This is a genomic window from Providencia rustigianii DSM 4541, from assembly GCF_000156395.1.
GTDB classification, from domain to species: domain Bacteria; phylum Pseudomonadota; class Gammaproteobacteria; order Enterobacterales; family Enterobacteriaceae; genus Providencia; species Providencia rustigianii.
On the sequence record NZ_GG703817.1, the window covers coordinates 767,395 to 781,678 of the forward strand.

Annotated in this window: 11 protein-coding genes; 4 read left to right on the forward strand and 7 right to left on the reverse strand. The window is 39.6% G+C overall.

Annotation, left to right across the window (positions count from 1 at the left end; genetic code table 11):
- Positions 1–253 precede the first annotated feature (253 nt).
- Together PROVRUST_RS03710 and PROVRUST_RS03715 are read left to right on the forward strand one after the other, a co-directional pair.
- Positions 254–1,687 carry an anion permease gene (locus PROVRUST_RS03710; RefSeq protein ID WP_006813361.1) on the forward strand — a complete coding sequence of 478 codons (1,434 nt, stop codon included), beginning with the start codon at positions 254–256 and terminating at the stop codon, positions 1,685–1,687.
- Positions 1,688–1,774: 87 nt separating this feature from the next.
- Positions 1,775–2,830, forward strand: a complete 1,056-nt coding sequence (locus PROVRUST_RS03715) for a 4-oxalomesaconate tautomerase (protein WP_006813362.1) — start codon at positions 1,775–1,777, stop codon at positions 2,828–2,830.
- 47 nt (positions 2,831–2,877) lie between these two features.
- Here the strand turns inward: PROVRUST_RS03715 and PROVRUST_RS03720 are convergent, their stop codons facing one another.
- The 3 genes from PROVRUST_RS03720 to PROVRUST_RS03730 all read right to left on the reverse strand — a co-directional run bounded on the left by PROVRUST_RS03720 (position 2,878) and on the right by PROVRUST_RS03730 (position 6,610).
- Complete coding sequence (locus PROVRUST_RS03720; protein ID WP_006813363.1) at positions 2,878–3,999, reverse strand: AAA family ATPase; 1,122 nt, start codon at positions 3,997–3,999, stop codon at positions 2,878–2,880.
- Positions 3,996–4,706, reverse strand: a complete 711-nt coding sequence (locus tag PROVRUST_RS03725; RefSeq protein WP_039854425.1) for an RNA ligase family protein — start codon at positions 4,704–4,706, stop codon at positions 3,996–3,998. The genes PROVRUST_RS03720 and PROVRUST_RS03725 overlap by 4 nt, the downstream gene beginning before the upstream one ends.
- Before the next feature lie 587 nt (positions 4,707–5,293).
- Positions 5,294–6,610 (reverse strand): CitMHS family transporter, encoded by a 1,317-nt coding sequence (locus tag PROVRUST_RS03730; RefSeq protein ID WP_039854214.1) that lies wholly within the window; start codon positions 6,608–6,610, stop codon positions 5,294–5,296.
- Positions 6,611–7,193: 583 nt separating this feature from the next.
- On the opposite strand from PROVRUST_RS03730, the gene PROVRUST_RS03735 reads away from it, so the two are divergent.
- On the forward strand, positions 7,194–8,285 hold the full coding sequence (locus PROVRUST_RS03735; protein WP_039854216.1) for an NADH:flavin oxidoreductase/NADH oxidase: 1,092 nt from the start codon (positions 7,194–7,196) through the stop codon (positions 8,283–8,285).
- 467 nt (positions 8,286–8,752) lie between these two features.
- A complete protein-coding gene (locus PROVRUST_RS03740) occupies positions 8,753–9,055 on the forward strand; it encodes a hypothetical protein (protein ID WP_039854219.1) in 303 nt (100 codons plus the stop codon).
- Between the two features lie 163 nt (positions 9,056–9,218).
- Here the strand turns inward: PROVRUST_RS03740 and PROVRUST_RS03745 are convergent, their stop codons facing one another.
- The 4 genes from PROVRUST_RS03745 to PROVRUST_RS03760 all read right to left on the reverse strand — a co-directional run bounded on the left by PROVRUST_RS03745 (position 9,219) and on the right by PROVRUST_RS03760 (position 14,269).
- Positions 9,219–10,427 carry a fimbrial protein gene (locus PROVRUST_RS03745; RefSeq protein WP_050767587.1) on the reverse strand — a complete coding sequence of 403 codons (1,209 nt, stop codon included), beginning with the start codon at positions 10,425–10,427 and terminating at the stop codon, positions 9,219–9,221.
- A gap of 10 nt (positions 10,428–10,437) precedes the next feature.
- Complete coding sequence (locus tag PROVRUST_RS03750) at positions 10,438–12,906, reverse strand: fimbria/pilus outer membrane usher protein (RefSeq protein ID WP_006813371.1); 2,469 nt, start codon at positions 12,904–12,906, stop codon at positions 10,438–10,440.
- A gap of 14 nt (positions 12,907–12,920) precedes the next feature.
- On the reverse strand, positions 12,921–13,670 hold the full coding sequence (locus tag PROVRUST_RS03755) for a fimbrial biogenesis chaperone (RefSeq protein ID WP_006813372.1): 750 nt from the start codon (positions 13,668–13,670) through the stop codon (positions 12,921–12,923).
- 86 nt (positions 13,671–13,756) lie between these two features.
- Positions 13,757–14,269, reverse strand: coding sequence for a fimbrial protein (locus PROVRUST_RS03760; RefSeq protein ID WP_006813373.1), 513 nt, complete (start codon positions 14,267–14,269; stop codon positions 13,757–13,759).
- Positions 14,270–14,284: the final 15 nt, after the last annotated feature.

The window sequence follows — 14,284 nt, forward strand, 5'->3', positions numbered from 1 at the left end:
AAAAACCAATGAATATAAAAATTCAAAGTCTGTATTTAAAAATAAAAGTAACAAAATAAAAAACGTTTTTAAGCAAATTACACATCAGTACCGTTAAACAGTTTATAACATTTCTGAAATAGTACGATTTTCAATAGATTTATTACTCTATTCAAGATACCGCTATACCCAGAAATAGGTTTCCACACATTTTAGATATTCGTTTTATGTGATTTAAGAAATTTAAAGTTTTATATTCTTGAAGGATTAGCCTATGCAAAAAGATAAAATATGGAAGCTATTAGTTCTTATAGCCATTCCAATAATTATAGCCTTAATACCGACGCCAGAGGGGTTACCCAGTATCGCGTGGTTATTATTTGGTTTATACCTTGCCGCTATTGTGGGTCTGGTACTCAAACCTTATTCTGAGCCCGTGATTTTATTAGCCACGATTGCAGCCAGTGCGGTTGTTATTGGTATCACAGGCACTAAAGATGTGAAAGCAGGTGAAGTACTCAGCGGTTATGCTTCGGGGACCACATGGTTAGTCTTCGCCGCATTTACCTTGAGCGCCGCATTTGTGATCACCGGTTTGGGAAAACGCCTCTCTTATATCTTGATTGGTAAATTGGGTGGAACAACATTAGGACTGGGCTATGTAACGGCGATCCTTGACCTGATTATTGCCCCTGCGACGCCATCTAATACGGCGCGAGCAGGCGGAATTGTCTTCCCAATCATCAACAGTGTGGCGGTGGCACTCGGTTCAGATCCAGAAAAAAGCCCGCGTAAAGCCGGTCACTATTTGCTAGTGAACGTGTATATGGTGACCAAAACCACCAGCTATATGTTCTTAACAGCCATGGCACCAAATGCACTGGCACTGGCAATGATGACCGATATTATGGGCATCCATTTAAGTTGGGGTGGATGGGCATTGGCCGCAGCAGTGCCAGGTTTGATTATGTTAATCCTGACACCACTGATTATCTACAAGCTGTATCCACCTGAATTGAAAAAGGTGAATAACAAAGAGATCGCAGCAAAAGGGTTAGAAGACTTAGGTCCAATGACCATGCGCGAGAAACTGCTCAGTGTCATCTTTGTTCTCGCATTATCAGGCTGGATATTTGCAGATAAAATCGGCGTTAGTGCATCAAGTGTTGCTATCGCAGTGATGGCATTGACCTTAATCCTCGGTGTAGTCACTTGGGATGATGTTCTGAAAAACAAAGGTGGCTGGAACACGCTGATTTGGTACGGTGGTATTATCGGGATGTCCGGTGTACTGACCAAAGCGGGCTTCTTCAAGTGGTTAGCAGATGTAATGAGTGAGCACCTCTCCTTTGGCGACCAAGCGATGTTAGCGTTCTTTGTCATCATGTTTATCAGTGTTGCAATTCGCTATCTGTTTGCTTCCGGCGGTGCGTATGTGGCAGCGATGGTCCCTGTATTTGCGACTGTCGGAATGGTTGCAGGTGCGCCACCAATGCTGTTAGCGCTGGGTCTGCTATTCTCCAACGCCTACGGCGGCAGCTTAACCCACTACGGAGGCGCGGCAGCTCCAATCGTCTTTGGTGCAGGTTATAACGATATTCGTTCTTGGTGGATCATTGGTGGGATTGTGGCGTTCTTAAGTTTGTTAGTCCACATGACTATCGGTCTAGGTTGGTGGGAAATCCTGATCAACATGGGTCTCATTTAATCCCCCAGCTTGTCTTAGTTAATCGATGGAGCCCATGAAAATGGCGCTCCATTTTTTAACCTTATCGATATTCAAATAGGAATCAAGATGAAACAGATCCCTTGTGTATTAATGCGCGGTGGTACTTCAAAAGGTGTATTTTTATTAGCTGACGATCTCCCAACGAATATTCAACAACGTGACGAACTCATTTTAGGTATCATGGGCTCCGGTCACCCCTTACAGATTGATGGTATTGGCGGCGGCAGCCCTCAAACCAGCAAAGTTGCGATTATCAGCCCATCCACGCATCCCGATGCTGATGTTGACTATTTATTTGCCCAAGTATCGATAACTGAACCAATTGTGGATACCGCGCCAAACTGTGGCAATATTCTGTGTGCCGTCGGCCCGTTTTCACTGGAAAAAGGATTAGTTCCCATCACTGGCGACGTCACCACGGTTCGCATTCGCAACGTCAATACCAATACGTTTATCAATGCCACCATCCAAACCCCTAATGGGAAAGTGCAGTACGAAGGTAATACCACCATTGCCAGTGTTCCCGGTCATGCCGCCCCCGTCGCGCTAACGTTTTTAAATGCGAGCGGAACTAAAACAGGAAAATTATTACCGACCGGTAATGTGATCGATGTGATTGATGGCGTTGAGGTCACTTGTCTTGATATGGCTACGCCAGTTGTGCTGATTGATGCTTCTCAGCTCAACAAAACTGGCTATGAAACGGCTGACCAATTAGAGCATGATTTAGAATTTATGCAGCGACTAGAAACTATTCGACTGTTAGCGGGTGAAGCCATAGGGCTCGGCGATGTGACCCACAAAGTGATCCCTAAACCGATTTTAGTCTCCCCAGCACTTCATGGGGGCACGATTAATGTACGTTATTTTATGCCTCATAAATGCCATGGCGCTTTAGCCGTGACGGGCGCAATTGCCATTGCTACAGGCGCAATATTACCGGGAACGGTGATTGAACCTTACCTTCACGGTGCTGTGGATATGCAGAAAATTGCAATTGAGCATTTGAGCGGCAAATTTGAGGTTGCGCTACATAATCAAACCAATGCGCCTGAAGGGCTACAAGCGTCAATTATTCGTACCGCTAGAAAATTATTTGAAGGAAATGTCTTTGTGCCTTGATGGCAAGAAACATTCCTGCCTCAAACATTGAGGCAGGAATGTGGGGCTTATTTCAAAAATTCGCCGTTAATAAAATAGGAAACCTGATGAGCTTCATCGGGGGTCGGTATTTCCAGTTTCCTCGACATTCTTTCCAGCACATTATCAGGTACTACATGTTTACGCTGGCGATTTTGTTGCTGCCACTGTTTGCAAGGAACCTCGAGATAAATCAGATGGATTTTCGCTTGGTAACGAGCAAATAAGCTGATCAAGCTTTCTCGCAAAGAACCATTCAGTGAAGTCGCATTCCAGATGAAATTTTGCTTATTTCGTAGGTACACTTTTGCCTGTTCTTTGGCTTGCTGCGCCACCCAACCTTGGGCATTACGATCCGCTGGGTCAATGTTATGCTCACGGCGAATATTGTCGAGGCTCACCACTGCCGTCTGCGGGTAGAATCGTTGGATAAAGTGATCTTTCCCCATTCCCGGTAAACCACACAACATAATGACCTCGCTACCGTCCTCATCAAAAGGCTGGTAATCCGGTGTTCCACGCTGAGTATGGAAATAGTGAAAACGTCCTGCCAGTGAAGCAAACTGTTTCGGTTGGTTCCAACATTCATGTTCACGACAAAATAGCTCAAACAGCTCAATTCGTGTGAGTAAATCCGTTTGATCTTCACAAACCCGCCCAAGTGCATCGGCGTTCGCCAGCATGCATAACAGAGACATATCCACCCGCAGCGAGGCGGCATATAACGCACGCTCAGGATCTGGCTTTTCCATTAACCATAAGGGTAAACCGTGAAAACGGACTAATGCCGCAATTTGCTCGCGAATAGCAAACGGCGTGTCCACACTGCGAAATAGAATATTTCGGGCAGAAAGCTCCCCTTTTCTCGCGTGTCCGGGAGAGATAATTCGCCCCTCTTCTTCACGCGTGGTGCTGCGCTTTTCCACGTCATGAAGTAGTGCCGCAGTCCACACAATCTGTTGTTGCTGCTCAGGTAGCCGCTGGTATTCCGGCAAGCCTTCTAATGCCGCCAGTACCATTTGGGTATGAATAGCCACATTGCCCTCAGCGTGATGCCGAGAATCTTGTGGTACAGCGGCCATATCCCGTACAAATTCAAATTGCTTTTCCAACTGTGACCATTCGCGATTTTGCGTTAGTTGCCAATTCATCGGGCACCCCCTTGTCGTTCAAATGCCAGTAGCGCTCGCTGCCAATTTCGCTTCCAGTGAATGTCCGTTTTGACATGATTTTTACGCACATATTTGAAAATATGCTGCATAAAGTCATCCACATGAAAGCCTTGGCTATCTCGGGTCACGATGCCTTCCATACTGCACGCTTTTCCCGTATGGGTGTCCCGTGCAATGAAGTGGCTATCGGCAGATGCCGCGGTCATTAACGCGTCACGGTATTGTTGCGGTGATAGGGATTTATCAATCTCAAGATTAAGCTGTGGCACAGTGGGGAAATCAAACAGAGAAGCATAAAATTTCACCTCTTCCCAGCTTAGCCAATAGTCTCCTTGCCTCACCGCAAACACATAAAAGTAATCTTCGATATGTTGATATTCAATCGAATGAACCGCATATAAATTTTCACCGAACAGTTCAATATCCCCAAGATCGTCTTTAATTAATTGCCAACGTTGACGAATCTGTTGAGTCCATGCGGATTGTGTTGGCGCGCCATGGGAACGAGCAAACACGCCGTAGCGGCTCAAGCAGTTATTTTCACCATCGAGTTTTTCGGTATGAACTAATTGTTCAATATTTTGGATGTGCGCCCACCAATCGCTATTAATACGATCGTCGCTGGTGGTGCCCGGGGAGAACGGATAGTGATACGTTCTACCATACTTCCTTGATTGCATATTCATCATGCTTTCTCTACAGAAATAACAAAACACAACAAATCTTGAGCAAGATTTGCCTCTGTGAAAATTGAGAAATCAAGAGTTGGTATTACATATCTGTTCCGCGAGACGGCCTCATTAAAAAGTGTTTTTACTATAAAAACAATAAGAAATAATCAGTACGCGGGGATTCTAAACTAACAGTCAAGACAAAAGCCACCGATATAGTCCTAATTATGTAAAAAAACATGTTCCACTTAGCAACTATTTTTATTCTCGATATTTCATTCAGTTTTAAAATTTTTAATTGTTTTTGATTTTGACTTTTCAACTTCCAAACATTGGCTCTATGGATTTTGTGCTGTAGTAAGGCGACAAGTGTAGCTAATCCCTAGGAGCATACATAAGTATGTGACTAGGGTTAGCAAGCGCAGTTAACGCAGCTACAGTGCAAAAGACGACGAGCAGTTCAACTTCCACACATTGGCTCTATGGATTTTGTGCTGTAGTAAGGCGACAAGTGCTGCTAATCCCTAGGAGCATACATAAGTATGTGACTAGGGTTAGTAAGCGCAGTTAACGCAGCTACAGTGCAAAAGACGACGAGCAGATCAATAAAGACCTAAAAGCCCCCCAATACCTAGAGTAAAAAAGCTAAATAGCCAAATCCACCCGAACGAATAACGCAAATGCCGTCCCATATCAATGCCCGCTAAGCCCATCGCCAACCATGCAGCCGGAGAAAATGGACTCACAAACGTCCCTGCGTTATTACCAATCGCCATCGCGTAGACCACTGCTGATGGGTCAATCCCTGCTGTTCCCGCAATTTGTTGAATAATTGGTAACAGTGCAAAATAATACGCATCAGTACTGGTGAAGATATCCATCGGTACACCGAGGATACCCACAAATATATGAATTTTTGATACCCATTCTGTTGGCAGGATCGCAGTTAAATCAACAGCAATAGATTTCAACATTCCGCCGTCAGACAAAATACCAAGAAATGCTCCAGCAGCTAAAATAATCGCCACCATTCCTAATGCCTGTGGGGCATGCTGAGAAATCACTTTCATTTGGTCTTTCGGATTTGGGAAGTTAATCAGTAACGCTAAGGATAATGCAATCATAAAGACATAAGGGGCGGACAGCAGACCAAATGCCAAGCAAATAATGGAGATTAAGATCAATCCGCCATTAATCCACGGCTTCTTAGGTTTGTTAATCGTTTCAACGACATCGTCCATTTGTTCTTCTGCCGTCAGCAGTGAATCCATTTGGTATGGAGTCGTACCTTGTAATTCAGCAGCAGCAATACGGCGTTTTTCACGCATTCCCATAATGACAGCAAACACCACTGCGCCGACCATACCAATTAATTGAACAGGAATGAGTCCTTGCCATAGTGTAGACGCATCGATACCCGTCACCGCAGAAGCTCGACCTAAAGGGCCACCCCATGGAACCATATTCATAATCCCCATACTGGTACACATTAATAACAGCATCAGGTAGGGACTCATTCCCAATTGGCGGTATAACGGTAACAATGCAGGAATGATGATTAAGAAAGTCGCCGCGCCAGAGCCATCTAAGTGGACAACCCCCGCAATCAGGGTGGTCATAATGCAGACCACAATCACGTTACCGCGTGTCATTTTGACCATTGCGCGGATCAGTGGATCAAAAATATGTAAATCTTTCATCAAGCTAAAGAATAAAATAGCGAACAAAAACATGGCCGCAACTTTAGAGACTTTATGAATCCCGCTTTCAAAGAACACAGAAATTTCAGCGATTGAATACCCTGCTAGCAAGGCTCCAATAAAAGGGATACAGGACATTGCAATAATCGGGCTTGCTTTCCCCATCATCAATAAAGTGACTATCGATACGATGATTAAAATACCAATAATTGTTAACACATTTATCTTCCTTCTTAGAATTATATTTTTTGCAGGTGAAAATACTCAGTAAAATAATTTCATTAAACTTTTAAATTATTAATAGTATTAAAGTATCAATTTATTAAACTGGTTATCGGTAACTTATTGCTTATATAAACCCCGCTATTTTCTTGCAAGTTAAAATTTGTTTTTTTGCGGTGATAAATGTGATTTTAAATTTACTAAAACCATTTTTAATATAAAAAATCAGGTAAAGATTCTATTAGCACCATTAAAACCATTAATGGGAATTAACGTTTTTTATTGTTGAAATAAATAATCTTCTGGGCTAAACCACTGGTCTTTACGCGGTTATCGTACGGTATAAAACCATGATTGAGCTCATTGATAGAATCGAAAATAATCAATGTGGTCATGTTCAAGCAGAAATTTATACTTTTTGTCTTTTTTTTCAAATATTTCTCTATTGTGGTGCTTTTTTATCTCATAGCGTGTGAAAAAATATCTATTGGATATACGTAATTCCCGCTTTATCACAAGAAAAATAGATGCAATCTTTTATACTGTGAACATAATTTTCATAATGTATAAGGAATAAATAATGAGTCATTTGTTTTCTCCTGCAACAATCGGTTCCGTACATTTAAACAACCGCATTATTATCCCTCCGATGTGCCAATACTCTGCTAATGATGGCGTGGTGAGCCCATGGCATCATGCCCATTATATGAATCTTGCCTTATCTGGGGCTGCCTTAGTCATTGTTGAAGCAAGCGCGGTCACTCCATCAGGTCGTATCACCTATAAGGATTTAGGGATCTGGAACGAAAGCCAGATGCAAGCATTTAAGAAAATGTTGGCAGAGATTAGACCGTTTGCGAATGCACGCTTTGGTATCCAAATCGCCCATGCGGGTAGGAAAGCCGCTTGTGATTTACCTTGGCTAGGCGGTAATAATTTACCCGCTAACCATGAACATGGCTGGCAAACAGTTGCCCCCTCCGCACAACCCTTTGCTGATAGCTTCCCGCCAAAAGCATTAACGAAAGATGAGATCCTTGAGATTAAGCGGCAGTTTGTGGATGCAGCCAAACGAGCAGAACAAGCGGGTTTTGATGTCATTGAAATTCATGCAGCGCACGGCTATTTACTCCATTCTTTCTTGTCCCCTAACTCAAACCTTCGCCAAGATGAATATGGTGGCAGCTTTGCTAACCGCTCTCGCTTATTAGTAGAAACGTTTAAGGAAATTCGTGAAGCGGTTAGCCCAGAGATCGCGGTAGGTGTCAGAATATCTGCAACAGATTGGATTGAAGGCGGATGGGATTTAACGGAGTCCATTGAGTTAACACAAATTCTCGAGGAACTGGGCAGCAGCTATATCCACGTTTCTTCTGGTGGATTATCCGATAAACAGCAAATCCCAGTGGGTCCCAACTATCAAGTTCCATTAGCTCAAGAAATTCATAACCAAACTCAGCTCCCTGTGATTGCCGTTGGCTTAATTACGGAACCGCTGCAAGCAGAGGCAATTTTAGCCACGGGACAGGCTGATTTCATTGCTATCGGTCGAGGGATCCTTTATGAACCTCGTTGGCCATGGCGTGCTGCCAGTGTATTGAATGAACAAATTTCGGTCGCACCACAATATTTGCGCTGTGCTCCACATCAGTTCAAACATTTGTTTAAATAAAAAATAAAGCCTCGACATTACAGAAATATTTGTCAATTAAGCTTTGAGAGTGGTCGTAGCGCATAGCGTTACGGCCTTTTTATTTATCCTCTGTAAATAATATTTTTCGGTAATACAAAACCCAATCAATTGATATTTAATATTATTTAAATTTTATTATCCTTAAAAAACTCTTATCTCACCCATTAAATATCAATAACACTCAATTGGGCTTTTCATTCTAACAATAGCCCAAATTCATTATGACTATTAGCAATGATTGGTTAATCATTATCGAATCTATCTAAATATTAAATATCGATATAATTATTTATATTTCATATTAATACGAGATAAAACATAAGAGAAATATCTTTTAGTGTGTATATATTATATTTATTACTCGTAATTAGACTAAACTTAATCATGGTGCATTTACTCGTATTGAGTGTTAAATGCGCAGTTCTAGTTCAACTAGGAGGTAGCTCATGAAACGTTTATCCTTACTTGTAACTATGATTATTGTACTCATTTCTGGTTTATCTTTTGCTAATGCTGCCACAAACTATATAGGTGGCGGTACGATTACATTTGTTGGTTATATCGTTGAACCACAATGTAAAGTTCAAGTGTCCAATACCGAACGAGTTAACTTTGAGTGCTATCGTAATGGTAAAAATCTCACGAAAACAAGCTCGTTAAAAGAGGCAAAAAAACTTAGCTTAAGTTATGTAAAAGTAAAATATAGCCAATACAAAAATAAGCCAATGTTAAATATTACTTATAATTAAAATCATATTATCAATGTGAAAATGCGAAAGGGTTAGCCAAACTTTGGCTAACCCTTTCGGTTTTATTATAAGTATATCAGCTCCCAGCAGCTAATTCGCTTGTCACCTAACTACCTTTAAACTATTCAAAGTTATATGAAATCTATACCAATAAAATAAAAAATTAATTTTTATTTAGCATAAATGTCACTTTAGATCGAACAACCCCCGGAGCGATAGGCTCATTACCGTATGGGACAATCCGAGCAGATAGATTAACATCGACTGAAGATGTTGGTCCCCCTGACGCTGGAATCGGTAATGACTGCCAATTATTCACGCTCGAAATAACACCGCCGGTTGCAGGAAGATTCAACAGTGGTATTTTACTCTGAGCTGAATTCAAAATTTCAATAGCAACGCCCTTTGCTGTTGAGCCCATATTAGGGTCAAGTAATAATACATCAGTTACATTTTTACTTATATTTTCCATTCCAGGGGCAAGACCATATTGAATCCCCGTAGAGCCTGAGTCACATTTTACCGTAACAGAAAAATTAACTGGAGATGAAGGTAATGCATTTTGAGAATGTGTTCCTAATGATACGTTTGCATCATTCCTTTCTACATTACATGAGTTAATTGCAGTGGTACTCACGCCACGTAGCCCAACCCTGAAAAATGATCCAATGGTATGAGGCTCTCCATTTCCACCATTCGAAACCATAGTATTATTAACACCAGGGCCTCTAAAAAATATAAATCCTTTAAGCTGCTGAGGTATTACTGGATTAAAATTACTTGCGGTCACAGCTATACCAGAACGGATTTGACTATTCGTAAAACCAGAAAAATGTTTTCCTTTTATTATAATAAAGTTGGAATTCGTTGGGTCAACCTCATATGCCATTCTTTTTGTCCAATTCGGCTCATTACCAAATGCATTCCCCACATTAATACCGTTTCCTAAAAAGAATTCATAATCCACACCGGAAACAGGAGTTCGAGGAGAAACCGCACCCACGACCCAAATTGCCCAATAGGTAATTCCATTTACTATTTGAGCAGAAGCCAGATGTGCATTATCTGCTCTAAATAAATAATAACCTTCAAAAATTTGGTTAGCATCAGCAGCATTACAACGAAATAATACCGTTTCTGGATTCAGTCCGTTAGAGATAGACAGTTGTGTCCCAGATATATAAGAAAGACTTAATGGCGTTCCTTTTGGTTGAAATTGTAATCCATAGATAGCGATTGGATCAATAGGCCCAAGGTAAGTGACAGGGGCACGGTTAATTCCAGTACCAACAACAGAACATAGTGCATTAGCTAAGAATGATGAAAACATCAAACTTAGAAATATAGCTAGTTTGATTTTATGATTAATCAAAATTAATTCCTCAGTAAAAATAACACGTGGATTCTGAGATCGTATTGTTGTTAGTAAAATTATAATTAAACTTACAACGTTGATTATTTTCATCACCCCATTTAACAAAAACAGTACCGGCTTCAAGCTGTGATATAAAATGAACTAATCCACCTTGACCAACCAAGCCAATCTTATTATTACTTTCATCATAAATATCCGCACCAAATGGAACTGACTTTTTATCTTGTAGCATAATACGGTAGGTAATATTATTTCCTTTCTCTGTTTTAAATTTCACTAATACTGCAGAGCCAGCATAAGGAGCGACCTTAACCATATTATTAGCAATTTCAATATCTGAATTCATATTTTCAGAATCTAGATAAAGAGTATTATATTGATAAGGCATAAGTGAAGGAACAACTGCCTGACCATTTTTATTAAGAATAATATTATTCCAAGATGAAACTGAAGCACCCTCTGCTTTATCGGCTTCAATAATCGCAAACGTGTCACTTAAGTAACGAGAAGGAATAATACCTCCTTCATAAATAACCAAAGCGCCATTTGCTCCAGCTGAAAGTGATTTAAAATCTCTCCCTTGAGAATAACCCCCATTAACAGAAGCCGATGAAAAATCTTTTTGAATATTTCCTGAGAAGCTACTTCTTGATTGCCCAATGTCACTGGCGGTTGCGTTCCAAGATATAGAATTATCTTCCCCAAAAGAGCTACTGATACTGGTATTATTTGCCCATCGATTATCATTGTCAGAACGCGTAATGGAACTACTCATTACAGTATTTTGCTCTGGATACCATAATGAGAATGGAACTGACACATTAAACATATAATTATTGTCGCCATTTTGCTCACCATTACGGTACATTTTTATATAAGTAAAGCTATATCCAATACCTTTAAAACTATTCATATAACCCGATTGCAATTGCTTGGTATCAGGTAAATTATCGCGCCAAGTTTGTAATGACCCACTCGCATAAATCGTACCATAATCAGCTAAATTTTGATTGATGGTTAAAGTATATTGAGAACGCCTTGGATTAATTGAATCCCCGTTAAATAAATAATTATCACGGTAAGAACTTGCCTCATATAAATTTAAATAATTTTGCGACTCATAACGATATCCAGCTAGTGCAATATTAGTTCCTGTGGCATTAATGTCTTTATTCCACGTTACCCTTGCTCGAGTACCACTATAGGTTTTATCATTATTAAGCTCAGCTTTAGAACTTGCCATATCAAAACTAAATGCACCAATATCAGTATTTACCGCAAAACCTAATAACCCTGACTGATATTTATTTGAATATTGCAATCCCACAAAAGGTGTTACGATATTACTCAATCCATATTGCAATGTGGATTGAACAAAAAAATCTGAAGAGACATTATCTCCCCGAACTTTACCGCTCACAATACTGTAATCAATTTGTCCCGGTCGTAATAAACCAGGTATCGTTGCAAATGGTACAATAAATGAAGAAACACTACCGCTTGCTTCAGTGACCTCAACCGTTAAATCACCACCATACCCTGTTGCATAAAGATCATTAATAACAAATTCACCCGGTGAAACGTTAGTTTCATAAATAACAAAACCATTTTGTATCACCCGCACCCGCGCATTACTGTTTGCAACACCACGTACAGTTGGTGCAAACCCTTGCATAGATTGGGGACGCATACGATTATCAGTCGCTAACTCTGCACCAGTATAAGAAAAACTGTCGAAAAGATTCCCATTCGTAAACGATTGACCAAGTGTTAATTCACTTTCAATTTGAGGAATCGCTCTTTGAACATAAGTTCGAATGCTTTCATGCTCAAATTTATTATCTTGATTATATTGTAAGTTAGATTGATGACGAAAACGAAATAGCCCAAGATTAAGTCCAGTAGATATATTTCCATAAGCTGAATGAGTATTTTCACCATGACTACGACTACTATATCCATTAAGATAGTAATTCATAAAAAATGCTGGAATGCCTTCATTCAGAGCATTAATTGGTACCGATCCCCTAGCATAATGCTCTACCATTATTTGAGGAATTAAAATATCCAATCTTAATATATCTTGCTTTAAACTAATATCTACATCTTTTGATAAAGTATATAGATTTTCACATTCCCCACCAGATGTAATTAAACTCAAATACTCAGGTTTAATATTAAAACTAGCCACATCATCTTTTGTTAAACAAGGAACGACCTTTCCTTTATCATTTTTATAAAATTTTACTTCTCTATTGTAGATAAATTCATTATTTAAATACAAGTCTACAAACCAGTTACCTGGTGTAACTTGATCTTCACTTAAATTATCTATTGATATATCTTTAGCATTGCCGAGTAAAAAGCCTTCATTATAAGAGTATTTTTTTTCATTTTGATTTTCTTCAACAGCGAATGATACTCTAGAATATGCTAACGATAAAGAAATGAGTATAAAAACCAATTTTATTTTCATAGTAATACCATTTATTATAGATTTGATTCAAATGAATCTAAACCACCATAATCATTAATTATTGAGTAGTTGATTTTCTTGGCATTAATAAAATCATTTGGTATTGCAGTACCATTATCTCGCATCAAGTAAATCTCAGAGAATGGTGCAACCATATTTTCTACTAAGTCTAACTTTTTATTGCCTAATGAAAGTTCTACATTCTGGAAAGTAATATACCAGGGAGAGTTATTTTTAACTAAAACCTCATTCCCCTTATTTGTTCTCTTTATTGAGAAAGACAATTTTTCATTTATTTGAGATGGCATTTTAATACCAATTGGTCTATACAATAATTTTATTCTTGAACGAATTGCAATTTGCATAGTGTTTTTATCCAAAGATACGGAGTCTTCACTCTCTGGTGGTATTTCCAATACATTTAAATAAAAAATAGATTCTTTATCTTTAGGTAAATTACTACCCAAATAGGTTATTCTTAAATTCTGACCAGAATCTGGAGACATTTTAAATATAGGAGGAGTGATAGAAAATGGTGTTTTAATATTTTCAGGAAGCTCACTTGGGTCACCATTATCTAACCAAACCTGAACTAATGCTGGCCATTTATTTTCATTAACCAACTGCACTGTTTTACTTTTTGAACTCTCATTGTAGATAACACGAGTTCCATTAATAATAACGCTGGCATAAAGTGACGTTGATATCATAAACAATGATGTAAATAGAACTATTTTATTGATTATAGGTATCCGAGTTATCATAGTGACCTAACCTTGTATTTATAGCAGTATTTGAATATTTTTATCGAATCTGTCAGAGGAATTGCTCCCTCTGACAGTCTTACTTATTATGGATACGTCAAGGTATAGTTAACTTGTGCAGTCACAAGACCCGGAGCGGTAACTGCATCTTTTGCATAATAGAATGCTTGATATGCTAATGTCGCAGCACCACCAACAATCGGTTGTCTACCGACTGGTGCACCATTAACCTTAGCCAAGTTACCTGCTTGGTCAGCCAAACCGATTTGTACGTTAGCTGGGGCAGTTGTTGGATTAAGATTACCAGTAACAGCATCTCCACTTGTTAAACTTTCGAAGTTTGCTGCCACATCTACGCCGCTAGCGGTACAGTTAGCTAACTCAATGACAAATGAGGTATTTCCTGCTGTAGCACCAGCACTAGCAAGTGCTGTCGTTGATACTGTTGGCAGAGTAACGGTGAAATCACCGTTCGTACCAGTTATCACATCACACGTTGTTGCAGTAATTTCACCATTAAACGTAATTGTCCCATCTGCTGCCAATACGGAAGCTGAAACTGAAGACGCCATTAATAAAACTAAAAGAGATTTTTTCATATTTGACCTTTGTAA

Coding starts and splice junctions, on each gene's coding strand:
- PROVRUST_RS03715 (WP_006813362.1), top strand. CDS start 1,775: ATGAAACAGATCCCTTGTGTATTAATGCGCGGTGGTACTTCAAAAGGT.
- PROVRUST_RS03750 (WP_006813371.1), bottom strand. CDS start 12,906: ATGAAAATAAAATTGGTTTTTATACTCATTTCTTTATCGTTAGCATAT.
- PROVRUST_RS03725 (WP_039854425.1), bottom strand. CDS start 4,706: ATGAATATGCAATCAAGGAAGTATGGTAGAACGTATCACTATCCGTTC.
- PROVRUST_RS03735 (WP_039854216.1), top strand. CDS start 7,194: ATGAGTCATTTGTTTTCTCCTGCAACAATCGGTTCCGTACATTTAAAC.
- PROVRUST_RS03720 (WP_006813363.1), bottom strand. CDS start 3,999: ATGAATTGGCAACTAACGCAAAATCGCGAATGGTCACAGTTGGAAAAG.
- PROVRUST_RS03760 (WP_006813373.1), bottom strand. CDS start 14,269: ATGAAAAAATCTCTTTTAGTTTTATTAATGGCGTCTTCAGTTTCAGCT.
- PROVRUST_RS03755 (WP_006813372.1), bottom strand. CDS start 13,670: ATGATAACTCGGATACCTATAATCAATAAAATAGTTCTATTTACATCA.
- PROVRUST_RS03740 (WP_039854219.1), top strand. CDS start 8,753: ATGAAACGTTTATCCTTACTTGTAACTATGATTATTGTACTCATTTCT.
- PROVRUST_RS03710 (WP_006813361.1), top strand. CDS start 254: ATGCAAAAAGATAAAATATGGAAGCTATTAGTTCTTATAGCCATTCCA.